Below are 25,374 nucleotides of genomic sequence, written 5' to 3'. Positions count from 1 at the left end.
GCATCGTTCATTGCGGTGGCCACTGGCTATCCAGGTAAGCCAGCAGTGCCTGCGTGGACTGGAAACGGTCGTGCGGATCCTTGGCCAACATCCGGTCGAGCAACTCCTGAAACTCGGCCAACGCTTCGCTCAGCCGCGGCAACGGCGTATTGCCGTGCTTGTAAATGACCGCCATCGGCGTATCGGCGGTATAGGGTTTCTCGCCGCTGAGCATTTCAAAAAGCATCACGCCGAGGCTGTAGATATCGCTGCGCTCATCGACCTGGCCCGCGTGGCCTTGTTCAGGGCTCATGTAATACGGCGTACCGAAAATCTCACCGGAACCGGTAATCTCCTGATCCAGCGTCATCTGCTTAGCCAGGCCAAAATCGATCAGCGCCATGGACTGGTCTTCCCGAAACATGACGTTGGCCGGTTTCAGATCGCGATGCAAGATACCGACTTCGTGAATGGCCATCAGCGCGCCGGCGATCTGCCGCAGATAATCCAGTACCGTCGCGACCGGCAAGGCCTGCTTCATTTTCGCGCGCAGGCTGCCTCCCATGAAATACTCCATCGCGATATAGGCATGATCGTCGGCCACGCCGAGATCGAAAATGCGCACGATGTTGGGATGCTCGATCCGCGAAATCAGCTCGTATTCCTGGATGAAACGATCGAAAGAATTCTGCGCTTCCGTGATTTCAGGCGCCAGCCTGAACACTTTGAGCACCACCAGGCCTTTCTCCTTGTCACCCTCGGCCAGGTAAACGGAGGAATTTCCACCACTGCCCAGTTCACGGATAAATCGGTGGCCGCGAATGATTACCGCGCCAAAACGACAAGCCTCGTCCAGCGCCTGCCGCCGGCTAAGCAACGCAGAAGTCCTTTGGTGTTTACGGATCGCGCTCCGCAGGCTGGCGATAAAGCGATCGTGGTTGATCTCCTCCCTGAGCAGGTAATCTTCCGCGCCAGCCTTGACCGCCTCGACGGCGAGCAATTCGTTGCCTCGGTCGATTATGAAAATCACCGGTGGAAAGTCGGGCCGGCGCTTGAAATCCCGCAACGATTTCAGCCCGTCCTTGCCTGAAGGCGCTCGATCGAGCAGCACCGCATGGTAGTCGCTCGCATTGACGCCGTCGGGGATCAACTGGCCGTCGGCGGAGCAGTCGGTTTTTCTTATCGACCTGACCTCGGCATCGGCCCATTCGCTCTTGATATGACGCGCCAGCAGTTTATGGTACTGCGGGTCGTCGTCGATTATCAGGATTCGGACTGTCATCGAAAACCGGGCGGGCGGGGCGAATCGATGTCAGACCACCTGTTGCAGATCGCTGTCTTCGCCAATGCGTTTTGCCATGGCTTCTTCGGAACGCTCCTTTTCGATTCGGTGCAGGTATTCTTCGCTGATATCGCCAGCGATGTATTCGCCCGAGAAACAGGAAGTATCGAAGTATTCGATGGCGGCATTGTCGTAGCGAACCGCGGCAATCAGGTCTGCGAGATCCTGGTAGACCAGCCAGTCCGCACCGATGATCATCGAAACTTCGTGTTCGCTGCGGCCATTGGCGACCAGTTCCGCGGCAGCCGGCATATCGATGCCGTAGACATTGGGAAAGCGCACCGGCGGCGCGGCCGAGGCGAAATAGACTTTGCTGGCGCCAGCTTCCCTGGCCATCTCGATGATCTGCTGTGAGGTGGTCCCGCGAACAATCGAATCATCCACCAGCAACACGTTCTTGCCGCGGAATTCGAGATCGATCGCGTTGAGCTTTCTGCGCACCGACCGGCGTCTCATTTCCTGACCCGGCATGATGAATATCCGGCCGATATAGCGGTTCTTGATAAAGCCCTCGCGATACTTGACGCCGAGCGCGTGCGCAACCTGCACTGCACTGGTGCGGCTGGTGTCCGGGATCGGTATCACGACATCGATATCGTTGTCCGGGTAGATGCTCAGGATCCGGGCGGCCAACCGGTCGCCCATCCGTAACCGCGCCTTGTATACCGAAATATTGTCGATAATTGAGTCCGGCCGGGCAAAATAAACGAACTCGAATATGCACGGCGCATGGCGCGCACCGGCCGCGCATTGCTTGCTGTGCAGCGTGCCGCTGGTATCGATCCAGACCGCCTCGCCGGGCCCCACGTCGCGCAGGATTTCGAAGCCCAGCCCGTCGAGCGCGACACTCTCCGAGGCTAGCATGTGCTCCTGGCCCTTATCGGTTTGCCGAACACCGATGATCAACGGACGAATGCCGTTGGGATCGCGAAAACCCAGGATGCCGTGACCGATGATCATCGCGACCACCGCATAGCCGCCGGCGCAGCGACGGTGCAACGCGCTAACCGCGCGGAATACATTGTCAGGCTTGAGTTCACCGTCCTGGCGCTGCAATTCATGCGCCAGTACATTGAGCACCAGTTCCGAATCGGACTGCGTATTCAGGTGGCGCCGGTCTTCCTTGATCAGGAGGCTGGTCAGTTGCCGGGTATTGGTGAGATTACCGTTGTGGGCCAGGCAAATACCGTGCGGGCTGTTGACGTAAAACGGCTGTGCCTGGCTTGCACTGGCGCTGCCCGCGGTCGGATAGCGCACATGGCCAATACCCATATTCCCTTTCAGCGTGAGCATGTGGCGCGTCCGGAATACGTCGCGCACCAGGCCGTTGTCCTTGCGCTGGTGCAACTCGAAACCATCGCAGGTCATGATGCCCGCAGCATCCTGGCCACGATGCTGCAAAACCGTCAGCGCATCGTAAATAGACTGGTTGACAGCGGCCTGAGCAACAATTCCGACTACACCACACATTTTAGAATCTCACCGACAAAAAAACCCCGGATCTCAAGAGGCGATCAGAAATCCACCGAATCTTCGATATAGCTTACCCCGGCATCCAGAAACTGTTGCATCCAGTCTGCCACCGCGGTTCCGTACGGAACCAGTTTTGAATTGTCCCACCAAGGCTGATCCGGCATCTGCAGGACTTGCGCGATCATCACCACCAGTCCGATCAGGATAATACCGCGGACAAAACCGAACAACATACCGAGACTGCGATCGGGAACGGACAACGCGCTTCTTTCCACGATCATGCCGACCAGGTTGCCGATCAGCAATGCCAGGATCAGGACGCCGATGAACAGAATCACCCGACTGACCCAGATTTTTACCGTCACCGAAAGCTCGCCGCCCAGGTAAGGCGCAAGCAGATAGCTGTATTCCCAGGCAACCCAGATGGCGACAATCCAGCCGACCATGGATAACAGCTCGCGAAAAAATCCGCGCATGACGCCCATCACCATCGATATCAGGAGTATGACGATCAGCAATAAATCGAAACCCATTATTTACGGCCCGCGGGAGTGAGTGGCGGGTATTTTAGCAGACTCGGCGTTACCTGCAGCAAAGCGGTCATGGATGGGGTACGGATTTCGCCTGTTGCCCTTGCTGCTGAAGCTCCTTCGCGATGCGGTCTGCCGCTTTGCGATCGGCCAGCGGACCGATCCGCACCCGGTGCAAATTGCGGCCGTCGATGACCGTCTCGCTGATGAAACTGTCATAGCCCATCGATTGCAAGGTCGCGGCGAGCCGGCGCGCGTTCTCCAGACTGGAGAAACTGCCCGCCTGTACGGCCCAGCCGTCCAGCCGGGCCGGTGTTTTTTGGCCGGCTGCCGCGGCATTTCCGGCACCAGGCTTCACCGCCTGTGGTCCACCCGGGCTGTTCGCAGTCGCCAAACCGGCATCGTGCCGCGCAGTCTGCGGCTCGCTGCGCACCCGTTGTGCGACCGGCGGCTGGTCCGCGGCCTGCGGGTCATTCAGGCGGATCGTGTGGGTGCGTACCGGTTGCGCATCGGCAGCGGGCAATAAAAGGTCGTCGCTGCCGCTCGGATTATCCGGCGGCGGGCCGGACAGGAATTCGGGAATCAGCAATGCGCCGAGGATTACCAGTACGGCCGCGCCGGTCAGACGTTCTTTGAGTTGCTGGCTCATCATCCTTAGTTTAACGCCTGCGTCGAGGTCTCGCCACGCAACCAGGCAAGCGCGGGACCGGCCACCGTAAATGAACCGGTAACGACGATCCGGTCGCCCGGTCTGGCCTGGCCTGCCGCCGCGGCACAGGCTTCCTCGACCTGCGGCAGGCAAGCCACCGCTTTGCCGAGCAGGCCGCTCAGGCGATCGGCCAGGGTGTCCGCCGCCACCCCGCGCGCGCCTTCGGTGCTGACCGCGTACCAGCAATCGACCAGCGCCGCCAACGGTGCGAGCGCCGCCACATCCTTGTCCGCCAGCATGCCCAGCACCAGGACGTTGCGGCCATCGCGGTAACCCGGTTGCCGGGCCAGGTTGTCGGCCAGGTGCTCGAACGCAGCTGCATTGTGGGCAACATCGACGATCCACTCCACATCCCCGGGAAAAACCTGGAAGCGGCCGGGTGGCGTCCCAAGCCGCATCGCCGTCGCCAGCGCCGCTGGCCACTGCCGTTTATCGGCAACCGGCGCGGGCCGCAGCAACTGCAATGCTGCAATCGCACAAGCGATGTTCGAGAGTATGGGATTACTGCATACGGGCGGCAGCGGCAGATCGTCAAAGCGCCACCCCGGCCCTTCGCAAAGCCACTTCCCGGTGCTTTCTCCCTGCCATCGAAAAGAAAAATCCCGCTCCCTGAGCAACAATCGGGCCGGCAGGCCCGCGGCGGTCCGAATCAGGCTGTCGGGTGGGTCGGGCTCACCACAGATCGCGGGCTTGCCGGCGCGAAATATCCCGGCTTTTTCGCCGGCTATTTCGGCCAGGGTTTCACCGAGCCATTCCCGGTGGTCCAACGCCAGCGAGGTCACCACCGCGATATCGGCGTCTATGACATTGCTCGCGTCCAGGCGACCGCCCAGACCGACCTCGAGCAGGGCAACATCGACATTTTCACGCCTGAACAGTTCGATCGCCGCCAGCGCACTGAACTCAAAGTAAGTCAGGCTGGTCCCGGCGCGCGCCTGGTCGATCGCAAAAAAAACCTCGACCAGTTGCCGGTCGGTCGCTTCCGCGCCCGCGATGCGAATCCGCTCGTTATAACGGTTCAGGTGAGGCGAACTGAACGCCCCGGGCCGGCGCCCCAGCGCAAGCAAGGCCTGTTCCATAAACGCGACGCAGGAACCCTTACCATTGGTGCCCGCGACCGTGATCAGCGGCCACGCCGGCGCGCCGTCAGCCAGCCTGCCCAGCACCTCGCGGCAGCGCTCCAGGCCGAGGTCTATACGGTTCGGATGCAGTGTTTCCTGCCAGCGCAGCCACTCAGCCAGCGAGCTGTGCAATCCAGGATGTGGCGATGGCATGCCGATGCCGCGATGGATGACCGCCGGTCAGGCGTCAGCCTCCGGCCGCGGCTGACCGGCAAGCATCGAGATAATATCGGCGATCCGGGCGCGCATCTCGCGCCGGTCGACGATCTGGTCCAGCGCGCCATGATCGAGCAAAAACTCACTGCGCTGGAATCCTTCGGGCAGGGTCTCGCGGACGGTTTGCTCGATCACCCGGGGACCGGCAAAACCGATCAACGCGCCCGGCTCGCCGATATTGACATCGCCGAGCAAAGCGAGGCTGGCGGAAACGCCGCCGGTCGTGGGATCGGTCAATACGGAAACATAGGGAATTCCGCGCTGACCCATCCGGGCAAGGGCGGCGCTGGTCTTGGCCATCTGCATCAACGACAGCAAGGCCTCCTGCATGCGTGCACCGCCGCTGGCAGAGAAACAGATCAGCGGCCGGTTGTCTTGCATGGCCATACCGACCGCACGAACAAATTTTTCGCCGACGACCGAGCCCATCGAGCCGCCAAGAAAGCCGAACTCGAACGCGCAGGCAACCACCGGTATCCCCTTCAATGTTCCCTTGAACACCAGCAGCGCACTGTTCTCGCCGGTCTTTTTTTGTGCCGCCTGCAACCGGTCCCGGTAACGCTTCAAGTCCTTGAAACGCAGCGTGTCTATCGATTCCAGGTTGTTGGCGACTTCCTGATAACTGCCCTCATCGAGGAACCCCTCTATGCGCACACGTGCGCTGACCCGCATGTGGTATCCGCACTTGGGGCAGACGCTGAGGTTGCGTTCCACGTCCGACTTGTACAAAACCGCGTTACAGGACTTGCAGTTCATCCACAGGCCTTCGGGAACCGAGCGCGTGCGCTGATCGGTCTTTATTCTCGAGGGCATGAGTTTTTCAAACCAGCTCATCAGGCATCCTCTGGGTTCGGGGCGGTTCCATCCTACCTTGAAACAGTTTGGCGGACAGGATACCGGCGGGCAAACCATGGCGATCATCGTACGCCACGCCCACCAGGTACAGGCCTGAAGCTGGCGCCTTGCTGCCCGCCGCGCATCGATCCCTGGCCACCAGCACTTCGCCCGCCCAGGACGGCTCGGCCTCGCCGCGGCCGATGCGAATCAAGGTGCCGGCGATATTTCTGACCATGTGTTGCAAAAAGGCGTTCGCGCGTATCCGCAGGCTGATCAAGTCGCCGCGCCGCTCAATTTCGATGCAGTGGACTGTGCGGACCGGTGTTTTTGCCTGGCAGGCCGCGGCACGAAATGAACTGAAGTCGTGTTCCCCCAGCAGAAATTGTGCACCTTGCCGCATGCGCTCGATCTCGAGTTCTTCCCGCACCCAACTGCTATACCGCCACCACAGGCCACTGCGCCCGGCGCGATTGAGGATCAGATACTGGTAGGTTCTCGAAAGAGCGCTGAACCGCGCATGAAAGCGGTCATCGACCGGCTGGACCCAGTTCACGCTGATGTCATCCGGCAGATTGCTGTTGGCGCCCAACAGCCAGCTGCGCTCGTTGCGTTGGACGCTGGTATCGATATGGGCGACTTGCGCCGTTGCGTGTACGCCGGCATCGGTTCTGCCGGCACCAACGACTGTCAGCGTTTCGTCCGCCACTTTGGACAGCGCTTCCTGCAGACAGCCCTGCACGCTGCGGCCTTCCGGCTGCACCTGCCAGCCACGCAAATTACTACCGTCGTACTCGACGCCAAATGCCAAACGCGCCATCAGGTGCGCTCCCACCGGGCCACCGGTCGCAAAAACAAAGGAATGGGAATGCCAGGAAAAAAATCAGGCCAGGCTATCGAGCAGCGCTTGAGCTTCCACTTTTTGCTGCTCATTGCCCTCTTCGAGCACCTCATCAAGGATGCTGCGGGCGCCATCCGGATCACCCATGTCCACGTAGGCTCTCGCAAGGTCGAGTTTGGTCCCGACTTCGCTCATGGTTTCAGCTTCGGAGTCGGCATCCGGTAGTTTTATCGTGCCGGTGTAATCCTCGTCCACGATGATGGCTTCGTGGATGCCGGTGACATCGTGCATGCCCGTCGCATCGGTCGGAGCAGGATCGGGCAAGCGCATGGTGCCGGTATGTTCCAGGTCATCGCCTTCATCGACGGCTTCCATCTCGCGCGTCATTTCCGTGGTCTGGGCGAGCGTATCGTCTTTGTCCGTGGAATCGAAATCGACGCCTATATCCAGGTCCAGGTTATCCGAGATACGCGACTCATCGTCCTCACCGAAAACATCGCTGAACATCTTTTCTTCATCGTCATCTTCATCTTCATCCATCGACAGCTTCGGCATTTGCGCAGTCTGACCCGGGTCAATGGCGGCAGCCTCACCCTCATCGCCAAGCTCGAAATCCAGACCCTCTTCTGCCGATTCCTTCAGCGCCTGTATCCTGATCTGCTCGGTTTCCTGACCGCTCTCTTTTGCTGGTTCTTCCTGGTCTTCCAGATCGACTATCTGCATCGTTCCGGTGGCATCCAGTTCATCGCCCAAACCCAGGTCATCGATATTCAATTCCGCGGTCTGGCTGGTCGCTTCCAGATCGTCAATTTCGTCCTCGGCGGCGGTGATCCCCTCATCCTTGCCCAACTCTGCCGCGGCGAGGCCGCTGACATCGAGCTCGTCCTCCCCGCCTGCGTCCGTGCCGAGCAGGTCACCCGCGTCATCGTCTGCGACGTCTGCAAAAACATCGTCGAATTCGGTCGCTTCCGCGGCCTGATCCTCGTCATCGTCGGCGCCCATCAGCAGGTCGACATCGACCTCGCTAACCTTGGTTTCCTCGAGTGGCATATCGACCGCCCCGACCATGCCCGCGCCAGACTCTTCGGTGAATAAATGGCTGTCCGGGTCAATCTGCCGACCCATGATGACGATCTTGTCCCATTCGCCCTCGGCCATTTGCTCCTGATGGTCATGGAGATACTGGGCCGTATCAAGGAACGAATCCTTGTTGCCCCAGACAAAGAAAATTTCGGCCAGTTTGTTGCGGAAATCGTTGCGTTCGGGATCTTTATCGAGCGCTTTCTGCACCAGGTCGGCAGCCTGGTCGTAAAGGCCATATGCCATATGGAAATCCGCTTCCGCCATCGGGTCCGCGCCTTCGAGGTTTATCTGCGTGTCGCCGCTGATCGTCTGATCGACGTCGGTAAGATCGACTTCCACGCCGGGCATCGTCGTTTCGAGGTCTACTTCGACGGCCTCTTCTTCGTCCTCTTCCGCAATGGTGTCGGCAAACGGATCGACCTCGGGAGCGACGGATTCCTCAACGACAAAGCTGTCGTCCGTCTCCGGTTTAATCGTCTGTATCCTGGCCGTGCCGGTGCCGCGCTCGTCGCTTGCATACTGCTCGTCGGCAACTATCGCTTCCATCAGCACCGCTTCTTCGCGACGCCGCCTGGCGAAAATCAGCCCGCCCATCGCCAGCACGACCACGCCCAGACCGATCCACAGCCATTGGTTGCCAGCCAGATCCGTCACCCGGTCCAGCAACGACGGGCTGCTGCGCGGCCGGCTGATCACGGTCGGCACCGGCCGGGTAACCGTCGTGGCACTATCCGCCACAGTCGTGTCCGCTGGCAGGTCGGCCGTCGTGTCGGCAACTGCGGCTGCATCATCCGCGGCTACCGGCTCCGCGGTCGCGGGCTCATCGTCAACCGGAATCTCGGTGTCATCAGCGGCCAGGCGCGCCGCGGCCTGGCTTTGCAACATCGCCAGCTCAGAATCTCTCACTTGCAGCAAGCGTTCCTGCTCTTCGAGGCGCCCCGATAATTCCTCGATTTGGTTGCGCAGGAGCAGGTTTTCCGTGGTCTGGTCGGCCAATTCCTGGGCCAGCGCCTCATCGGCGCCCGCCGCGCCGGCGCCGCCTAGGCTGCCGCTGTCCGCCGGGACCAGTTTCAGGCGCCCGCGGTCTTCAGCGCCGCTGACAAAACTGCCGCCACGCCATTCCGCCATTTGCCGGCGGACTTCAGCATTGGCGGCCGCGCGATTGATCCCGGCCATATCCACACTGTCGGGAATTCGCAAAATCACGCCGGCTTTCAGCCGATTGATGTTGCCGTAGAACGCCTCGGGATTGGCCCGGAACATGGCAATCATCATCTGGTTGATTTCCGTGCCGGCCGGACGCAGGTCGCGCGACAGTTCCCACAGCGTGTCGTTTCGCTGCACCATGTATTCGTCTGGCCGCCCGGCGGCCGGCAATGCGCTCGGCATGGCTGGTGGTCTGGACACCGGCATCGATTCGGGTTCGGCAACCGGCTGCGGTATACGCACCACGGTACCGGTTGTGCCGGTGGTCGCGCGCGGTGTCGGCGCTACCGGTGTCGGCGCAGGCTGCGCTGGCTGGGCAGCGAATACCGGTGGATCGAGCAGCACCGTGTACTCTCTGAGCATGCGGCCCCGCCCCCAGTTCAACTCGATCAGCATGGTCACGAACGGCTCGGATATCGAGCGGCTCGACGATACGTGGATGACATGGCGGTCGGCCGACGGGCTCCTGATATCCAGGCTGATCGAATTGAGAAATGAGGCCCGATCCAGCCCGTAACGGGCAAACAGATCGTCGGAGGCCATCGTTGCCGTCAGCGTCGCCAGATCTTCCCGCTCAACCGACAACAGCTCGATATCCGCATCCAGCGGTTGATTCAAAGCGGAATTCAGCGTGATTTCGCCGAGGCCCAGTCCCTGCGCCGAAAACGGTACGATCAGCAATGTCAGCCAGATCGAAAACGCAATTTTGCGCACCATTCCTACTCCCTAGAATATCTGCCAACCAACCATTCGCTTGCCGGACTGACAACCCCCGCCAACCTAACAAGCCTCTTTAGTTTCAGCGCCTAACTATAGCTTACAAATAGGCTTTTACCAATATTTCAGCGATTTGTATGCTGTTCAAAGCAGCCCCTTTTCGGACGTTGTCCGCGACTATCCACAAATTCAGCCCATGATCACCCGCCAGGTCCTCCCGCACCCGGCCGACAAAGACGGCGTCCGTGTTTGGCGTATCCAGCGCCGGTGTCGGAAACACCTTGTCCCGCGGTACATCCATCAGTTTTACGCCGGGCGCCTGGCCAAGCAGGTCCCTGGCCTGGCTGGCGCTCAGCGGTTGCTCGGTGCTGATAGCGACCGCTTCCGAGTGGCCGAAAAAAACCGGCACGCGGACCGCGGTCGCGCTGATCGGGAGTTCAGGCAAACCGAGCAAGCGACGGGTCTCCCAGACGATTTTCATTTCCTCACGGGTATAATCGTTATCCTCAAACTCATCGATCTGCGGCCAGACATTGAACGCGATGTCCGCGTTGCCATCCTTGCGTCCTTTGCCGGCGAGCAGATCCAACGATTGCCTCGCCAACTCTTCGAGCTTTTCCCTGCCCGCGCCCGACACCGACTGGTAGGTGCTGACGCGTACGCTGCGTATACCCGCCGCGTCATGCAACGGCTTGAGGACTACGACCAGCTGGATAGTCGAGCAATTCGGGTTGGCGATCAGGTTTCGCTGGCGATAATTCTGTATTTTGTCCTCATTGACCTCCGGTACGATCAGCGGAACGTCGGCGTCGTTACGAAAAAACGAGGTGTTATCGATGACCACGCAACCGGCGGCAGCCGCTTTTTCGGCATATTCGGCGGAAACCGCTGCGCCGGCCGAAAAAAGTGCGAGATCCATCTTCGAAAAATCGAAATCGGACAACATCTCGACCGGCAGCTCACGACGGCCGAACTCGACCGTCTTGCCGAAGGACCGTTTGCTGCCGACGGCGTGAACCTTGTCCGCGGGAAATTCCCGCGCGGCCAGGATATCCAGCATCGTCTCCCCGACCAGGCCGGTTGCGCCAACCACTGCAATATTCAGTTTTTTCGCCATTTGCGACCTGAGGCCCGTTATGTCTGTGCCAGGGAACCCGGTATCGGCAGCGTCTCACAAACGACGTCCTGATTCTGCGCACGGTGTCGCAGATAATGATCCATCAGCACCAGCGCCAGCATCGCTTCGACGATCGGTACGGCACGCAAGCCAACGCAGGGATCGTGGCGGCCTTTGCTGACCGCTATCACCGGCTTACCCTGATCGTCGATGGTGTCGACCGGCAGCCGCAGGCTGGAGGTCGGTTTGAAAGCCACGCTGACCAGGATCTCCTGGCCGCTGGAAATACCCCCCAGGATACCGCCCGCGTGGTTGCTGACGAAGCCGTCGGGGCGCATCGGGTCGCGGTGTACGCTGCCTGTTTGTTCGACCGACCCAAAACCGGCGCCGATTTCCACGCCCTTGGCTGCGTTGATGCCCATCATCGCGGCGGCGATATCGGCATCGAGCCGGCTGAAAACCGGTTCGCCCAGGCCGGGCGGCACGCCACGGGCCACGACATTGACCCTCGCGCCAGCCGAATCGCCGGATTTTCTCAATGCATCCATAAAGGTTTCGAGCTCCGCCACGCGCCCCGGGTCCGCGCAGAAAAATGCATTGTCATCGGTGGTCGCCAGATCGACCGCCTGCAACGGCAACGGCCCAAGCTGGGCCAGGTAAGCGCGGATCTCGACGCCCAGCCTGCCGGCCAGGTATTTTTTTGCGATGGCGCCGGCAGCGACCCGAATCGCGGTTTCCCGCGCCGACGAGCGGCCGCCGCCACGATAGTCGCGTATCCCGTATTTTTGTTGATAGGTGTAGTCGGCATGGCCGGGGCGAAAAACATGCTTGAGCTGCTGGTAGTCGCGCGAGCGCTGATCGACATTTTCTATCAGCAGGCCGATCGGCGCACCCGTTGTTTTACCCTCGAATACACCGGAAAGTATCCGCACCCGATCCGGTTCCCGCCGCTGACTGGTGTGTCGCGTACGGCCCGGGCGGCGGCGCTCCAGGTCGCGCTGCAAATCATCCTCGCTCAATTCCAGCCCGGGCGGGCAACCATCGACGATACCGCCGATCGCCGGGCCATGGCTTTCGCCAAAACTGCTCAGCACGAACAATTTACCGATGCTGTTTCCCGACATGGGTCCGCTGCTCCGATTGGTTCACAATTTGCTCTCGATAGAGCAGGAATACGCCTTCTCCACCGCGCGAAAATTCCAGCCAGGTAAACGGCCAGTCCGGATATTGCCGTTCGAGCCGTTGGCGGCTCTCGCCGACTTCGACAAAAAGCGCGCCGGCGGGGTTCAACATCGCTACCGCCTGCGCGAGGATACGATCGACGATATCCAGACCGCTGGGTCCCGCCGCCAGACCCATCCCCGGCTCGTGCCGATATTCCGCCGGCAGTGCGCGCACTTCATGTTCCGCAACATATGGCGGGTTACTGACGATGATATCCCAGGTTCGTCCCCGCAGGCCTGCAAACACATCGCTGTGGATAAATTCGATGCGCTCCGACAAACCATGGAACGCTGCGTTTTCCCGCGCCAGTACCAGCGCATCCGCTGACAAATCGCTGGCGCTGATCTGCGCGTCCGGCAATGCCATGGCCGAGGCAATCGCGATACAACCGCTGCCGGTACCCAGATCGAGCAGGCTGCCGGCCTGCCCTGGCGCGATCCATGGCTGAAACCCGCTTTCGATCAGTTCGGCAATCGGCGAGCGGGGAACCAGCACCCGTTCATCGACTTTGAAAGGCAAGCCGCAAAACCACGCCTTGCCGGTCAGATACGCGGCGGGTTTTCTTTCGCTGACCCTGCGTTCAAAAAGCGCGCATACTTTTTCCCGCTGCGCCTGGTCCAGTTCCATGTCCGCCAGTTTGCCGGCATCTTCATGGGCCAGGCCAAGCCCGTCGAATACCAGGCACGCCGCTTCATCCAGCGCGTTGTCCGTGCCGTGACCGAAGTGCACACCGGCCTCCTCCAGCTGCACGGTGCCGAGCCTGATAAAATCCGCCACCGTTTTTGTTTGCTGGTCCATCTGCTGCTTTGTGTTTTTCCCGATGCCGAAAACTTGCCGCTGTGTGATAATGCGCGGCCATGCCTGTTGCTGCAAAATCTCCATGGATCGTATTGCTGGCCGTCGCCGCACTGGCCGGTGGTGTCGTCGTCGCCCGTTTCCTGATACCGGCTGAACAGGCCGCGCTCGAACCGATCAACGCCACCTGGTTGCGCGCGCCCAGACCGCTGCCGGAGTTTGAACTTTTGAGCCATTCCGGACAAGCCTTTAGCAAGGAAAATCTCGCCGGCAACTGGAGTATTCTGTTTTTCGGCTTTGCCAATTGCCCGGATGTCTGCCCGACGACGCTGGCCACTTTGAATCGCGTCGTCGGCGGAATCGCCGACCAGGGCAAGCGCCCGCCGCGGGTAATTTTCGTTTCAGTGGACCCGATGCGCGACAGCGTGGACAAGCTTGCCGCCTACGTGCCGTATTTCAATCCTGATTTCATTGGCCTCACCGGTGAGTTCGCCCGTATCCAGAATCTGACCCGCGAGCTGGGTGTAGCGGTCAATTACTCACCCATAAAGCAGACTGGGGCCGGTCAGGAAGACCAACTACAAAATTATACGGTCGATCATTCCACGACGCTTTTCCTGATCGACCCCGATGGGCGGCTGAGCGGAATTTTCAGCGCACCGCATATCACGGAACAAATCATTGACGACTATCTCATTATCACCGGCCACACATAGTTTCCGCTGCTGCCGGCGTTTGCGCACCGCGGCTACATTATTTTTTCTTCTGCCGTTGCTGGTTGCCTGCGTGCGACCGGGCGCCATTACCGCCAGCGCTGCGTGGATCCGCGAAGCGCCGCCGGGCGCGCAACGCCTTGCCGCCTACCTGGTGATCAACAACAACCTGTCCACCGCGATCACGCTGACCGGCGTCAGCAGCGATTCGTTTGCCATGGTCCAAATCCACCGCACCACCATGCACGACGGCGTGGCCAGGATGAGAATGATCGGCGAACTGGCGATTGGACCGGGCCAGGCGGAATCGTTGCGCCCGGGCGGAACGCACTTGATGCTGATCGACCCGCAAGCAAACCTGGTGGCCGGGGATTCCGTGCGCCTGGTATTGCATTTTGCCGATCAGCCGGACCTGGCGCTTCGCGTTCCGGTCAAAGCCGGGCAATGAACAAAGCCGGCTTCTCGGTTTTTGTGGTCGTGCAGTACCTGCTGCCAAAACGGCTGATCTCCAGCCTGGTTTTCCGGCTGACGCGGCTTCGCCTGCGCTGGTTCAAAAACCTGTGCATCCGCGCATTCTGCCGCCTCTATCCGATCCGCATGGACGAGGCGCTGAAACCAAAGATCAGCGACTACGCGAGTTTCAATGAATTTTTCACCCGCGAACTGAGACCCGGCGTTCGATCCCTCGGCGGTCCCGCCGCAAGAATCCTGTGCCCGGTGGATGGCACCGTCAGCCAGGCCGGGCAGATCGATGGCCAGCGTGTGTTGCAAGCCAAAGGCAGGTCGTACACCCTGGCGGCGTTGCTCGGCGACGCGGAACTGGCCGCGGTTTTCGATGGCGGCAGTTTCGCGACCGTTTATCTCGCGCCGTGCAACTATCACCGGGTGCATATGCCGATAGACGGCACGTTGTTATCGATGCGCTATCTCCCCGGAAAATTTTTCAGCGTCAACCCGTCGACGGTTAGCGGCGTCGACGGCCTGTTCGCCCGCAACGAGCGCATCGTCTGCGAATTTGCGACCGCCGTCGGACGGCTTGTGCAAATACTGGTGGGCGCGTTCAACGTCGGTTCGATGGCGACCGTCTGGGCGGGCGATGTTACCCCACGCAAGGAGCGCCGCATCGATTACCGACGTTATGACGATGAGCGAGTACGCCTGGCGAGGGGCGCTGAAATGGGCCGGTTCAACATGGGCTCTACCGTGATCGTCTTGTTTGCCCGGGACGCGGTCCGCCTGGACCCGGCAATGGCGCCCGGCCAGGCCGTCGAACTCGGACAGACCCTGGCGCTTGCCAGCGCGCAAGCAAGGCCAGGGGTCGACTGATGGACGCGGACTGGCGACCCGGCAGCGGCAATAAAACACTCAGGCTGCGCGCCGCGATGCTGGCCCGGGCCAGGGCTTTTTTCGCCGCCCGTTCGCTGCTGGAGGTCGAGACGCCGGTCATCGGCGCCCACACGGTTAGCGACCTGCACATCGATAGCCTGGTCACTCGCCTGGCGGGCCAGGAGACTGATTTTTACCTGCAAACCTCGCCCGAATACCACATGAAAAGGCTGCTGGCTGCCGGCAGCGGCGACATTTTCCAGGTCTGCCGGGTGTTCCGCGACGGCGAAGCCGGCCGCCGGCACAACCCCGAATTTACGATGATCGAGTGGTACCGCCTGGCGATGACTTACCTGGATCTGGCCAGCGAAGTCTGCGAGCTGCTGGCCGCCTTGCTCGACCAGCCCGGTCTGGCCGAACCGGAGTTTCTCGAATACGCGGAAGCGCTCGAGCGCTTTGCCGGGACAGGCGCGGACGATCCCGCGGAGCAGAAGTGGCTGGCGGCACTCGATAAGCAGGGGGTGGCCATCCCCGATCGGGCAAGCGGGACCGCGTTGCAGGATTTCGTTTTTTCCACGCTGGTGGTCCCCCGGCTGGGTCACGAAAAGCCGACAGTGATCTATAACTACCCGGCGGAACAGGCGGCGCTGGCCCGGTTGTGCCCGGACGACCCGGGCAAGGCGGAACGCTTCGAAGTCTTCTGCCAGGGCATGGAACTGGCCAACGGTTTTCAGGAACTGGTGGACCCGGTCGAACAGCGACAACGTTTTGCCCATGACGCCGAGCTGCGCGAGCGGGCCGGCAGACCCGCGATCGCCATCGACCAGCGCTTGATCGCCGCGTTGGCACAGGGGCTACCGGCTTGTTCCGGCGTCGCCCTGGGTTTTGACCGGGTGGTCATGCTGGCAGCCGGCAGCAACGATATCGCCGAGGTGATGGCTTTCAATACTGCCCGGGCATAGTAAGGTGCAGCCATGAGCGACAAGGAGAAACTGTACGCGCGCATTCACGCGCAGGCCGCAGGCTTGCTCAGCGGCGAGAACGACCCGATCGCCAATGCCGCCAACCTGGCCGCGCTGCTGTTCATGGAGCTCGATGAGGTCAACTGGGTCGGTTTTTATTTTCTCAAGGGCACGGAGCTGGTCCTCGGTCCGTTCCAGGGCCAACCGGCCTGCGTGCGCATCGGGCTTGGCCAGGGGGTGTGCGGCACCGCCGGTGAAAACCGGCAGACCCTGATCGTCGACAATGTCGACGAGTTTGCCGGCCATATCGCCTGCGATGGCGCCTCCCGATCGGAGATCGTGGTTCCGCTGCTCAAAGACGGTACCTTGCTGGGCGTGCTGGATATAGACAGCCCGCGGTTGGCGCGTTTCGACCCGATCGATCAGCAAGGCCTGGAGACCGTGGCCGATCTGTATCTCAACAACAGCGAGCAGCTTTGCTGATTATTTGACCCTGGACACGTATTCACCGCTGCGCGTGTCCACCTTGACCGTCTCGCCCTCTTCCAGGAACAACGGGACCTTGACCACTGCGCCGGTTTCCAGGCGGGCGGGCTTGATCCCGCCCTGCGCCGTATCGCCGCGCAACCCGGGGTCCGTTTCGACGATTTTCAACTGCACGAAATTGGGCGGCGCGACGATCAGCGGTGTGTTGTTCCACAAGGTGACCAGGCAGAGGTCTCCATCCTTGAGCCACTTTTTCGAATCGCCGACTGCGGTGGCGTCGGCCACGTGCTGTTCGTAGGTATCGGGCTCCATGAAATGCCAGAACTCGGCATCGGCGTAAAGATATTGCATCTCGGTTTCGATGATATCGGCCGCCTCGACCGATTCGCCCGATTTATAGGTCTTGTCAACGACCCGCCCGGTTTTCAGGTTTTTTATCCTGACCCGGTTAAATGCCTGCCCCTTGCCCGGCTTTACAAACTCGTTTTCGACGATCACACAAGGATCTTGATCGATGATGATCTTGAGTCCCGATCGAAATTCGTTGGTGCTGTAACTCGCCATCGGTTTTCCTGTCTTAAATGGAGATGATACCCGTTCAGCCATAGCCAGATAAGATGCCTGGCTGGAGCTCGGGCCGGGCGCTGCCGGTGTGCAAAAAACGCAATTTTTCAATGCGTTATCGGCTATAGTAGCGAGCCATAAGAAAAAAAATCAGGGTACCGTTGCGCAGGGAGGCTGCTATGGTAAGACACACCGACGCGATTCCGCTAATAGTGATCGCGGGACAACAGGACCAGGTCGAAGCGCTCAACAAGATCATCCGCAATGCCGGCCATCCGGTTCAGTGTTCATGGATTTCAGAGGTCAACGAGCTGGGCGACGGTCTGAACCAGATCAACCCCGAGCTAATCGTCGTTTTCCAGGATGAAGTCGATAAACTGATGAAAGCGATCATCAAGATCAGGGACCGCTTCGCCTCCCGCATTCCGGTCATCGTTTGCTCCCGGGAGGTCGACGAGAACCGGATCGCCGCCGCAATGAGAATCGGCGCCCAGGACGTGGTTTCCCTGAATTTTCCAAGCCGGCTGGTGGCGGTGGTCACCCGCGAACTGCGCGCGTTTCGGCTGGAACAAGCGCTGAACAAGGCTGGCCAGACGGTTCGCGATTACAAGAACCAGCTGACCGCCGCGCTGCATAGCTCGGCGGAAGCGATCGCGGTGGTCCGCGAGGGCATCATTACCAAGGTAAACCCGGCCTGGCTGGAACAGTTTGGCCGCACCAGTGCAAAGGAACTGCTCGACCAGCCGCTGCTGGATTTCTTCGCTCGTTCCAGTCACGTCACCCTCAAAGGCGCACTGATTGCCTGTGCGCTGGGCCGCTTGCAACTGGATCTGATCAGCGCCTCGGCCTTGATCAGCGATGGCAGCAGCCTGCCGCTGGATTTGAAACTCGAAAAGTCCGCGAGCGCCGGCAACAGCGACGTAATCATCACCATCGCGGCCGATCACGATGTAAACCGGGCGCCGGAACAAAAGTTGAAACGCGCCCTGCATCTGGACCCGGCCACTGGCCTGTATCAGCGAATGCACTTTCTCAAACGCCTGTCCGCCATCATGAAACGCGAGCCGACCAGCGGTGTGCGGGCGCTGATCTATCTGAAACCCGACCAGTTCGGCTCGATCACCCAGGAAATCGGGCCACTGGCGACCGAAGGCATACTGGTGCAGATGGCGGGATTGCTGAAGGAGCTGACCCAGCCCGGCGACTTGTACGGACGTTTTGGCGGCAATATTTTTTGCGCGTTGCTGGCCCGCGGCAACAGCCGGGACGTCGATGCCTGGGTAGACAACCTGATCCAGCGCATGGCGGAGCACACCTATACCGCTGGAGACCGGTCGATTTCGCTGACCGTTACCGTCGGCATGGTCCCGCCGGAAGCGCTATCCGACGATGCCGGCGACATGCTGAAAAACGCCGAGATCGCAAACGCCAAGGGCAGGAAAAAGGGCGGCAATTGCCTCAGCGTCATGGAATTCAGCGAAACCGATACCCGGGTCCAGGCCTACGATGCGACCTGGGTCAAACGCATCAAGAGCGCATTGATCCAGAACCGGTTTCGTCTCCTGCATCAGCCGATCGCCACCCTCGGCGGCAAGGAACAGGCGATTTTCGATTTGCTGGTGCGCATGCTCGATGAACAGGACAACGCGATATTGCCCAATGATTTTCTACCGGCGGCCCAGCGTAACAACCTGATGAAGCCCATAGACCGCTGGGTCATCGGCGCCGCACTGTCCTTTTGTCAGACGAAAAATCCCGACCAGGTTTTCGTCCGCTTGTCGAGGGACTCGCTGGTCGATCTTTCGCTGATCGACTGGCTGGGCAAAAAACTGGCCGAACAGGAAGTGCCGGCAGACAAACTGGTATTTCAGATCACCGAATCCGATGTCGCGCAACAGGTCGAACCCAGCATCAAGCTTTCCAAACAGCTCGTTTCCCTCGGTTGCCAAGTGGCCCTGGAGCATTTTGGCACTGGCCGAAATTCCGCCGAGTTGCTCAAACGGCTGTCGGTGAGATACGCAAAAATCGATGGCTCGCTGATGCAGGGCATTGCCGGCAACAGTGATCTGCAGGACAAGGTGCGCGATCTTGTACGCGCCGCGCATGAGCACCGGGTGCTGACCATCGCCGAGCAAGTCCAGGATGCGAATACCATGGCGACTTTGTGGCAACTCGGCGTCGAATACATGCAGGGCTTTTATGTGCAGGAACCCGATGTCGTGCTCGCCGGCGAGCCGAACGCGCAATAAATAAACGCGGTTATAAACCGGTCGTCCTGCTCAGGAATGAAGATTGGCCTCGCGCAGCGCCCGGATCCGCTCGTCCAGGGGCGGGTGGCTCATGAACAGCCGTTTCAGGCCGCTTTCCCCGCCGCCGGAAATACCAAAGGCATTGAGTTCCTTGGGTAACTGGGCAGGCCCGTGCGCACTTTTCAGCCTTTCGAGCGCACCGATCATCTTCTGCCGGCCGGCCAGTTTCGCGCCGCCGATGTCCGCGCGAAATTCGCGGTAACGCGAAAACCACATGACGATAGTCGACGCGAGGATGCCGAGCACGATCTGGGTAACGATGACCGATACGAAATAGCCGATGCCATAGTTGGAATTCGACCGGAAGACCACCCGGTTAACGATGCCGCCGATAATCCTCGACAGGAATATCACGAAAGTATTCACGACCCCTTGAATCAGGGTCAAGGTCACCATGTCGCCGTTGGCAATGTGGGAAATCTCGTGACCGAGTACCGCTTCGACTTCATCCCGGCTCATCTGCTGCAACAAACCCTCGCTGACCGCAACCAGCGCCGCGTCCCGTTTCGCGCCGGTCGCGAATGCGTTGGGTTGGGGGCTGGGGAAAATGGCGACTTCGGGCATCCCGATGCCGGCCTGGCGCGCCTGGCGCTCCACGGTCCTCAGCAGCCACGCCTCGGTTTCGCCATTAGGCCTCTCGATCACCCGCGCGCCGGTCGACCTTTTGGCCAGCCATTTGGACAGGCTGAGCGATATGAACGCGCCACCCATGCCGAATATGGCGCTGAACACCAGCAGCGCCTGGTAGTTGTAGCCCTGCTGCGTCAAGTACTGATCGGCGCCGAGCAATCTCATGACGATGCTCAGGATCAGGATGACGGCGATATTGGTCGCCAGGAAAAGCACGATTCGTTTCATCTGGGTTCTCTCCGTATGCCGACGATTAATGCGGGTCGCTACCCGGTTTACAAGACTGTTTGACCCATTCGGTCGCGTTTTATTCCGTTCGCAAACCACTCACCTTGCGCCAGCCGCGTGGCAGCAGCGCGCCACGGAGGCCGCGGGAACCCTCGTAGCGATCCATTTCATGGTAGCCCAGGGTCATGTGGCGCTGGCCGCACAATATCGTCAGCTTTTGCCGCGGCCCGATGACCGCGACCGCAATCAGCATTTCCTCGCCGCTGGCGAGCAGCTTTTTCGGAATGCCGATGATCTTGTTGCCCTTGCCCTTCGCCATCTCGGGTAACTCTTCGAGCGGGAAGCTCAGCAGGTGACCGGCGTTCGTCGCCGCCACCACCCACAATTCTTGCGCATCGCCGGCCACTTTTGCCGGCACGACCACGCCGGCGCCGGGTGGCACTTTGAGCGCCGCCTTGCCCGCCTTGTTGCGGCTTTGCAGGTCGCCGGTGCGCACGATAAACCCATAGCCGGCCGTGGAGGCCAGCAGCCATTTGTCATCGGCCTCGCCCATCATGACGCCGGCAAAAACCGCGCCATCCGGCGGTTTCAGCCGCCCGGACAGCGGTTCGCCGAGGCTGCGCGCCGATGGCAGCGTATGTGTCGGCAGGCTGTAGGCGCGGCCCGTGCTGTCGAGGAAAATCGCCAGCTGGTTGCTGCGGCCCGTTGCCGCGGCCTGGAAGGCATCGCCCGATTTGAAGTTCAATGACAGCGGATCGATTTCATGACCCTTGGCCGCCCGCGCCCAACCGCGTCGCGACAACACCAGGGTAACCGGTTCGCTGGGCACCAGCGCAGTCTCGTCGAGCGCCTGGGCTGCCGCCTTTTCCTGCAACACGGTGCGCCGCGCGTCGCCGTATTTCTCGGCGTCTTCCTTGATTTCGCTAATGATCAGTTTGCGCAACCGCGCCTTGCTGCCCAGCATCTGCTCCAGCGTCTTGCGCTCTGCGGCCAGCTCTTCCTGCTCGGCCCGAATCCTGATTTCCTCGAGTTTGGCCAGGTTTCTCAAGCGCAAATTGAGTACCGATTCGGCTTGCTCGTCCGATAGCTTGAAGCGCTTCATCAATTTCGGTTTGGGCTGGTCTTCGCTGCGGATAATCGCAATCACTTCGTCTATGTTCAGGTACGCGATCAACAGCCCGGCGAGCTGGTGCATGCGTTGCTCGACTTTCTCCAGGCGGAAACGAAGACGCCGGGTCACCGTCTCCAGGCGATATTTGAGCCACTCGCTGAGCAGTTCCCTGAGATCGAAAACACGGGGTTTCCCGTTCAGCGCAATCAGGTTGAGATTGGCGCGCACCGTACGTTCAAGATCGGTGGTCGCGAACAGATGCGACATCAGTTCATCCACATTAACCCGGTTTGAACGCGGCGAAATGACCAGGCGAACCGGAGTTTCATGATCCGATTCATCGCGCAAGTCATCGACCAGCGGTAATTTCCTGGCCCGCATCTGGCTGGCGATCTGTTCCAGGATCTTGTTGCCGGAAACCTGCCACGGTAATTCGTGGATAATAATTTCGCCGTTTTCCACTTCGTAGCGCGCGCGCAGTCGCAGCGTGCCGTTGCCGGTTTCGTAGATTTTTCGGATGTCTTCGGGCGGGCTGACGATTTCACCGGCGGTTGGAAAATCGGGTCCCTTGATGTGTTCCAGCAACTGGGCGAGGGTGGTTTTCGGTTCTTCGAGCAATCGTATGCAGGCAGTGGCCACTTCATTCAGATTATGCGGCGGTATATCGGTCGACATGCCCACCGCAATACCGGTGGCGCCGTTTAGCAATATGTTGGGCAACCGCGCCGGCAAGGTGACCGGCTCGTTCAGCGTGCCATCGAAATTCGCCTGCCAGTCGACCGTGCCCTGGCCCAGCTCTTTGAGCAACACACTGGCATAGGGCATCAGGCGGGATTCCGTATAGCGCATCGCGGCGAAAGACTTGGGATCGTCGGTGGACCCCCAGTTACCCTGCCCGTCGACCAGCGGATAGCGATAAGCAAACGGTTGCGCCATCAAAACCATCGCCTCGTAACAGGCGGCATCGCCATGCGGGTGAAACTTGCCGATGACATCGCCGACCGTGCGCGCCGATTTCTTGTGCTTGGACCCGGCGGACAGACCCAACTCGCTCATCGCGTAGATGATCCTGCGCTGCACCGGCTTGAGTCCGTCACCGACGCTCGGCAAGGCGCGATCGAGAATGACGTACATCGAGTAATCGAGATAGGCCTGCTCGGCGAAGACCTTTAGCGGTTGTTCCTCGATGCCTTCGAGATTCAGTTCCTGGTTTTTCATGGCGGGTACCGTTTCAATGCATCATCAAAGTTTTCAAATGCTGGCGAGATCGCCTTTTTTCTGGAGCCATTCCTTGCGGTCCTGGGCACGCTTTTTCGACAACAGCATGTCCATCAATTTTTCGGTCTGGTCGCGGGCGCTGATGGTCAGCCGGATCATCCGCCGGGTATCCGGCGACATCGTGGTCACGCGCAACTGGGACGGGCTCATTTCGCCCAGGCCCTTGAAGCGGGTCACGAGCACCTTGCCCTTGATTTTTTCCGCCGCGATCTGGTCCAGGCGGCCGTCCCTTTCGGCATCGTCGAGCGCGTAATAAACCGACTTGCCGACATCGATGCGGTACAACGGCGGCATCGCGACATACACGTGCCCTTGCCTGACCAGTTGCGGAAAATGCCGCAAAAACAAAGCACAAAGCAGCGTCGCGATATGCAAGCCGTCGGAGTCCGCATCCGCGAGGATGCAAATCTTGTGATAGCGCAAGCCCTTGAGGTCATCGCTGCCAGGATCCACACCCAGCGCGACGCTGATGTCATGAACTTCCTGGGATGCCAGCACCTCGGATGAATCCACTTCCCAGGTGTTCAGAATTTTACCGCGCAGGGGCATGATCGCCTGGCTGAACCTTTCCCGGGCCTGCTTCGCCGAGCCCCCGGCCGAATCGCCCTCGACCAGGAACAGTTCGGTCAGCTCCGGCTCCTGACAGGTACAGTCCGCCAGCTTGCCCGGCAGCGCCGGTCCGCTGGTGATTTTCTTGCGCACCACTTTTTTGCTGGCCTTGAGCCGGCGTTGCGCGCTGCTGATCGCAATCTGGGCAATGCTGTCGCCGGTGTCGGGGTGCTGGTTCAGCCAATGCGCGAAGGCGTCCTTGACCACGCCCGACACGAACGCCGCGCTTTCGCGTGACGACAGGCGCTCCTTGGTCTGGCCCGAGAATTGCGGGTCTTTGAGTTTGGCCGACAAGACATAACTGACCTTCTCCCAGACATCTTCCGGCGCCAGCCGCAGACCGCGCGGCAACAGGTTTCGGTTCTCGCAAAATTCCCTGAGCGCTTCGGTCAGGCCACTGCGCAAACCATTTACGTGGGTGCCTCCCTGCGTGGTCGGCACCAGGTTGACATAGCTTTCGGCGATGTCTTGCCCGCCCTCGCTCAACCAGACCAGCGACCAGTCCACGGCTTCCTCGTTGCCCCGCAAACTGCCTGCGAAGGGATCTTCCGGCAGCCATTCGCCATTGCCGATTTCCTCGATCAGGTATTCGTCCAGACCTCCGCTGTATTCCCAGCTGTCTTTTTCCCTGGTCTTTTCGTTTTTCAGGCTGACTTTAAGACCGGGGCAAAGAACCGCCTTCGCACGCAACAGGTGTTTGAGTTTCGCAACCGAAAACTTGTCGCTGTCGAAATACTGCGGATCCGGCCAGAATCGAATGGTGGTACCGGTGTTCTTTTTGCCGACCTCGCCGACCACCTCCATTTTGGAAGTAAGCCGGCCGCCGCTGAAACCGAGGTTGTATTCCTTGCCATCGCGGCGCACCCAGACTTCCAGGTTTTTTGACAGGGCATTGACCACCGACACGCCGACCCCGTGCAAGCCACCGGCATACTGGTAAGTCTGGTCGGAAAATTTGCCGCCCGCGTGCAGGCGGGTCAGGATCAGTTCGACCCCGGGAATCTTTTCCTTGGGATGGATATCGACCGGCATTCCGCGGCCGTCGTCTTCGACTTCGAGCGACCCGTCCCGGTGCAAAATCACCTTGATGTTTTTGCAGTAACCGGACAGCGCTTCATCGACGCTGTTATCGACAACTTCATGGGCCATGTGGTTCGGGCGACTGGTGTCGGTGTACATACCCGGTCGCTTGCGTACCGGTTCGAGTCCACTGAGGACCTCGATGTCGGAGGCGGTATATTGGCGGCTCATCCTTATTCCAGCTGCAGTCCCTTTTGTAGCCGCGATTCTAACCTGATCGCGACGGTGACGGATACGGCTTTTTTCAGGCGAGGTCGCCGAGCAAGGATCCCAGCAGATCGCTGCCCAGCAGCTCTCCCGGGCACGAGTAATGCGGATGATCGACGCCGGCGGACAAGCCGGCCCCGGATTTGAGCGCGGCGATCATTTCCGCGCTCAGTTCGAAACGCAAAAAGTGCACGGCCGAAGTTTTTTCCCCGGTGCTGCGCTCCAGGTCGTCATCGGCGATGGCGAACACGGGCGCATGCCCGGCGACCTGCACGAAGACCCTGTCCTCGATGCCAAGCAGTTTTTTTAATTTTACACGGCGCTGCACGATATCCGGGTACTCGATCAGCATCGTTGCCTTCAAATTACTGCTATCCGGAATCAACGAGTTATACGGGCCGAGGTCAGAGAGTCTCCGAAATTCGATTAGAATATCGTCGACGTATGTTGCGGAGTGATCACCTCGCTGAGATCAGGCAAGGTCGAAGCGATCGAGATTCATGACCTTATCCCACACAGCAACGAAGTCACGAACGAACTTCTGCTCGGCGTCGTCACTCCCGTAGACCTCAGCGATCGCCCGGAGCTCAGAGTTCGAACCGAAGACGAGGTCGACGCGGCTGCCGGTCCACTTGAGCTCGCCCGTCCCGCGATCGCGACCCTCGAATACGTCCTCGGTGTCCG

General features: G+C 60.1%; 23 protein-coding genes. 6 read left to right on the top strand and 17 right to left on the bottom strand.

The genetic code is table 11. The features are described from left to right. Positions 1-7 precede the first annotated feature (7 nt). The 11 genes from IIA05_10545 to prmB form a co-directional block, all read right to left on the bottom strand. On the bottom strand, positions 8-1,261 hold the full coding sequence (locus IIA05_10545) for a protein kinase (protein MCH9027544.1): 1,254 nt from the start codon (positions 1,259-1,261) through the stop codon (positions 8-10). A 30-nt stretch (positions 1,262-1,291) separates the two neighbouring features. Next, positions 1,292-2,791 carry an amidophosphoribosyltransferase gene (gene purF, locus IIA05_10540; GenBank protein MCH9027543.1) on the bottom strand — a complete coding sequence of 500 codons (1,500 nt, stop codon included), beginning with the start codon at positions 2,789-2,791 and terminating at the stop codon, positions 1,292-1,294. A gap of 44 nt (positions 2,792-2,835) precedes the next feature. Further along, positions 2,836-3,327 (bottom strand): CvpA family protein, encoded by a 492-nt coding sequence (locus tag IIA05_10535; protein ID MCH9027542.1) that lies wholly within the window; start codon positions 3,325-3,327, stop codon positions 2,836-2,838. Between the two features lie 67 nt (positions 3,328-3,394). Further along, the gene (locus IIA05_10530) at positions 3,395-3,973 is read right to left on the bottom strand and encodes an SPOR domain-containing protein (protein MCH9027541.1); all 579 of its coding nucleotides are present in this window, start codon (positions 3,971-3,973) and stop codon (positions 3,395-3,397) included. A gap of 5 nt (positions 3,974-3,978) precedes the next feature. After that, positions 3,979-5,307: a bifunctional tetrahydrofolate synthase/dihydrofolate synthase gene (gene folC, locus IIA05_10525; GenBank protein ID MCH9027540.1), complete on the bottom strand. Its 1,329-nt coding sequence runs from the start codon at positions 5,305-5,307 to the stop codon at positions 3,979-3,981. Between the two features lie 27 nt (positions 5,308-5,334). Then, positions 5,335-6,204: an acetyl-CoA carboxylase carboxyltransferase subunit beta gene (locus IIA05_10520; GenBank protein MCH9027539.1), complete on the bottom strand. Its 870-nt coding sequence runs from the start codon at positions 6,202-6,204 to the stop codon at positions 5,335-5,337. Beyond that, complete coding sequence (gene truA, locus IIA05_10515) at positions 6,191-7,024, bottom strand: tRNA pseudouridine(38-40) synthase TruA (protein MCH9027538.1); 834 nt, start codon at positions 7,022-7,024, stop codon at positions 6,191-6,193. The genes IIA05_10520 and truA overlap by 14 nt, the downstream gene beginning before the upstream one ends. A 63-nt stretch (positions 7,025-7,087) precedes the next feature. After that, a complete protein-coding gene (locus IIA05_10510) occupies positions 7,088-10,051 on the bottom strand; it encodes a hypothetical protein (GenBank protein MCH9027537.1) in 2,964 nt (987 codons plus the stop codon). A 100-nt stretch (positions 10,052-10,151) separates the two neighbouring features. Further along, on the bottom strand, positions 10,152-11,168 hold the full coding sequence (locus IIA05_10505; GenBank protein ID MCH9027536.1) for an aspartate-semialdehyde dehydrogenase: 1,017 nt from the start codon (positions 11,166-11,168) through the stop codon (positions 10,152-10,154). 17 nt (positions 11,169-11,185) lie between these two features. After that, positions 11,186-12,292: a chorismate synthase gene (gene aroC / locus IIA05_10500; GenBank protein MCH9027535.1), complete on the bottom strand. Its 1,107-nt coding sequence runs from the start codon at positions 12,290-12,292 to the stop codon at positions 11,186-11,188. After that, a complete protein-coding gene (gene prmB, locus IIA05_10495) occupies positions 12,270-13,190 on the bottom strand; it encodes a 50S ribosomal protein L3 N(5)-glutamine methyltransferase (GenBank protein MCH9027534.1) in 921 nt (306 codons plus the stop codon). Before prmB ends, aroC begins: the two co-directional genes overlap by 23 nt. 59 nt (positions 13,191-13,249) lie before the next feature. Between prmB and IIA05_10490 the strand changes: the two genes are divergently transcribed. Genes IIA05_10490 through IIA05_10470 form a run of 5 tightly spaced genes read left to right on the top strand, consistent with a single transcriptional unit; the run spans position 13,250 to position 16,671 of the window. Continuing rightward, positions 13,250-13,903 (top strand): SCO family protein, encoded by a 654-nt coding sequence (locus IIA05_10490; GenBank protein ID MCH9027533.1) that lies wholly within the window; start codon positions 13,250-13,252, stop codon positions 13,901-13,903. Next, positions 13,869-14,348: a copper chaperone PCu(A)C gene (locus IIA05_10485; GenBank protein ID MCH9027532.1), complete on the top strand. Its 480-nt coding sequence runs from the start codon at positions 13,869-13,871 to the stop codon at positions 14,346-14,348. The genes IIA05_10490 and IIA05_10485 overlap by 35 nt, the downstream gene beginning before the upstream one ends. After that, the gene (psd, locus tag IIA05_10480) at positions 14,345-15,226 is read left to right on the top strand and encodes a phosphatidylserine decarboxylase (protein ID MCH9027531.1); all 882 of its coding nucleotides are present in this window, start codon (positions 14,345-14,347) and stop codon (positions 15,224-15,226) included. The genes IIA05_10485 and psd overlap by 4 nt, the downstream gene beginning before the upstream one ends. Continuing rightward, complete coding sequence (genX, locus tag IIA05_10475; protein MCH9027530.1) at positions 15,226-16,188, top strand: EF-P lysine aminoacylase GenX; 963 nt, start codon at positions 15,226-15,228, stop codon at positions 16,186-16,188. The genes psd and genX overlap by 1 nt, the downstream gene beginning before the upstream one ends. Positions 16,189-16,200: 12 nt before the next feature. Continuing rightward, complete coding sequence (locus IIA05_10470; GenBank protein ID MCH9027529.1) at positions 16,201-16,671, top strand: GAF domain-containing protein; 471 nt, start codon at positions 16,201-16,203, stop codon at positions 16,669-16,671. Here the strand turns inward: IIA05_10470 and efp are convergent, their stop codons facing one another. Next, entirely contained in the window at positions 16,672-17,238 is a 567-nt protein-coding gene (gene efp, locus IIA05_10465; protein MCH9027528.1) for an elongation factor P, read from the bottom strand. It lies immediately after the preceding gene. A gap of 179 nt (positions 17,239-17,417) precedes the next feature. Here efp and IIA05_10460 point away from each other — a divergent pair, with 179 nt between their 5' ends. After that, positions 17,418-19,487, top strand: coding sequence for an EAL domain-containing protein (locus IIA05_10460; protein MCH9027527.1), 2,070 nt, complete (start codon positions 17,418-17,420; stop codon positions 19,485-19,487). A 30-nt stretch (positions 19,488-19,517) separates the two neighbouring features. Here IIA05_10460 and htpX read toward each other — a convergent pair whose 3' ends face one another. From htpX to IIA05_10435, 5 genes are all read right to left on the bottom strand, one after another. Then, on the bottom strand, positions 19,518-20,405 hold the full coding sequence (gene htpX, locus IIA05_10455; GenBank protein ID MCH9027526.1) for a protease HtpX: 888 nt from the start codon (positions 20,403-20,405) through the stop codon (positions 19,518-19,520). 79 nt (positions 20,406-20,484) lie between these two features. After that, positions 20,485-22,734: a DNA topoisomerase IV subunit A gene (gene parC, locus IIA05_10450; GenBank protein MCH9027525.1), complete on the bottom strand. Its 2,250-nt coding sequence runs from the start codon at positions 22,732-22,734 to the stop codon at positions 20,485-20,487. A gap of 33 nt (positions 22,735-22,767) precedes the next feature. Further along, a complete protein-coding gene (parE, locus tag IIA05_10445; protein ID MCH9027524.1) occupies positions 22,768-24,654 on the bottom strand; it encodes a DNA topoisomerase IV subunit B in 1,887 nt (628 codons plus the stop codon). 73 nt (positions 24,655-24,727) lie between these two features. Further along, a complete protein-coding gene (locus IIA05_10440; GenBank protein ID MCH9027523.1) occupies positions 24,728-25,123 on the bottom strand; it encodes a DUF3501 family protein in 396 nt (131 codons plus the stop codon). Positions 25,124-25,162: 39 nt separating this feature from the next. Continuing rightward, the coding region (locus IIA05_10435) for a catalase-peroxidase (protein ID MCH9027522.1) at positions 25,163-25,374 on the bottom strand (212 nt) is incomplete at its 5' end.

The organism is Pseudomonadota bacterium (assembly GCA_022572885.1).
In the GTDB taxonomy this organism is placed as follows: domain Bacteria; phylum Pseudomonadota; class Gammaproteobacteria; order Steroidobacterales; family MnTg04; genus MnTg04.
This window is presented reverse-complemented; position numbering and strand designations above follow the sequence as displayed.

Excerpts from the sequence above, each read along its gene's own strand:
- IIA05_10545 (MCH9027544.1), bottom strand. The coding sequence starts at position 1,261 with ATGACAGTCCGAATCCTGATAATCGACGACGACCCGCAGTACCATAAA.
- purF (MCH9027543.1), bottom strand. The coding sequence starts at position 2,791 with ATGTGTGGTGTAGTCGGAATTGTTGCTCAGGCCGCTGTCAACCAGTCT.
- IIA05_10535 (MCH9027542.1), bottom strand. The coding sequence starts at position 3,327 with ATGGGTTTCGATTTATTGCTGATCGTCATACTCCTGATATCGATGGTG.
- IIA05_10530 (MCH9027541.1), bottom strand. The coding sequence starts at position 3,973 with ATGAGCCAGCAACTCAAAGAACGTCTGACCGGCGCGGCCGTACTGGTA.
- folC (MCH9027540.1), bottom strand. The coding sequence starts at position 5,307 with ATGCCATCGCCACATCCTGGATTGCACAGCTCGCTGGCTGAGTGGCTG.
- IIA05_10520 (MCH9027539.1), bottom strand. The coding sequence starts at position 6,204 with ATGAGCTGGTTTGAAAAACTCATGCCCTCGAGAATAAAGACCGATCAG.
- truA (MCH9027538.1), bottom strand. The coding sequence starts at position 7,024 with ATGGCGCGTTTGGCATTTGGCGTCGAGTACGACGGTAGTAATTTGCGT.
- IIA05_10510 (MCH9027537.1), bottom strand. The coding sequence starts at position 10,051 with ATGGTGCGCAAAATTGCGTTTTCGATCTGGCTGACATTGCTGATCGTA.
- IIA05_10505 (MCH9027536.1), bottom strand. The coding sequence starts at position 11,168 with ATGGCGAAAAAACTGAATATTGCAGTGGTTGGCGCAACCGGCCTGGTC.
- aroC (MCH9027535.1), bottom strand. The coding sequence starts at position 12,292 with ATGTCGGGAAACAGCATCGGTAAATTGTTCGTGCTGAGCAGTTTTGGC.
- prmB (MCH9027534.1), bottom strand. The coding sequence starts at position 13,190 with ATGGACCAGCAAACAAAAACGGTGGCGGATTTTATCAGGCTCGGCACC.
- IIA05_10490 (MCH9027533.1), top strand. The coding sequence starts at position 13,250 with ATGCCTGTTGCTGCAAAATCTCCATGGATCGTATTGCTGGCCGTCGCC.
- psd (MCH9027531.1), top strand. The coding sequence starts at position 14,345 with ATGAACAAAGCCGGCTTCTCGGTTTTTGTGGTCGTGCAGTACCTGCTG.
- genX (MCH9027530.1), top strand. The coding sequence starts at position 15,226 with ATGGACGCGGACTGGCGACCCGGCAGCGGCAATAAAACACTCAGGCTG.
- IIA05_10470 (MCH9027529.1), top strand. The coding sequence starts at position 16,201 with ATGAGCGACAAGGAGAAACTGTACGCGCGCATTCACGCGCAGGCCGCA.
- efp (MCH9027528.1), bottom strand. The coding sequence starts at position 17,238 with ATGGCGAGTTACAGCACCAACGAATTTCGATCGGGACTCAAGATCATC.
- IIA05_10460 (MCH9027527.1), top strand. The coding sequence starts at position 17,418 with ATGGTAAGACACACCGACGCGATTCCGCTAATAGTGATCGCGGGACAA.
- htpX (MCH9027526.1), bottom strand. The coding sequence starts at position 20,405 with ATGAAACGAATCGTGCTTTTCCTGGCGACCAATATCGCCGTCATCCTG.
- parC (MCH9027525.1), bottom strand. The coding sequence starts at position 22,734 with ATGAAAAACCAGGAACTGAATCTCGAAGGCATCGAGGAACAACCGCTA.
- parE (MCH9027524.1), bottom strand. The coding sequence starts at position 24,654 with ATGAGCCGCCAATATACCGCCTCCGACATCGAGGTCCTCAGTGGACTC.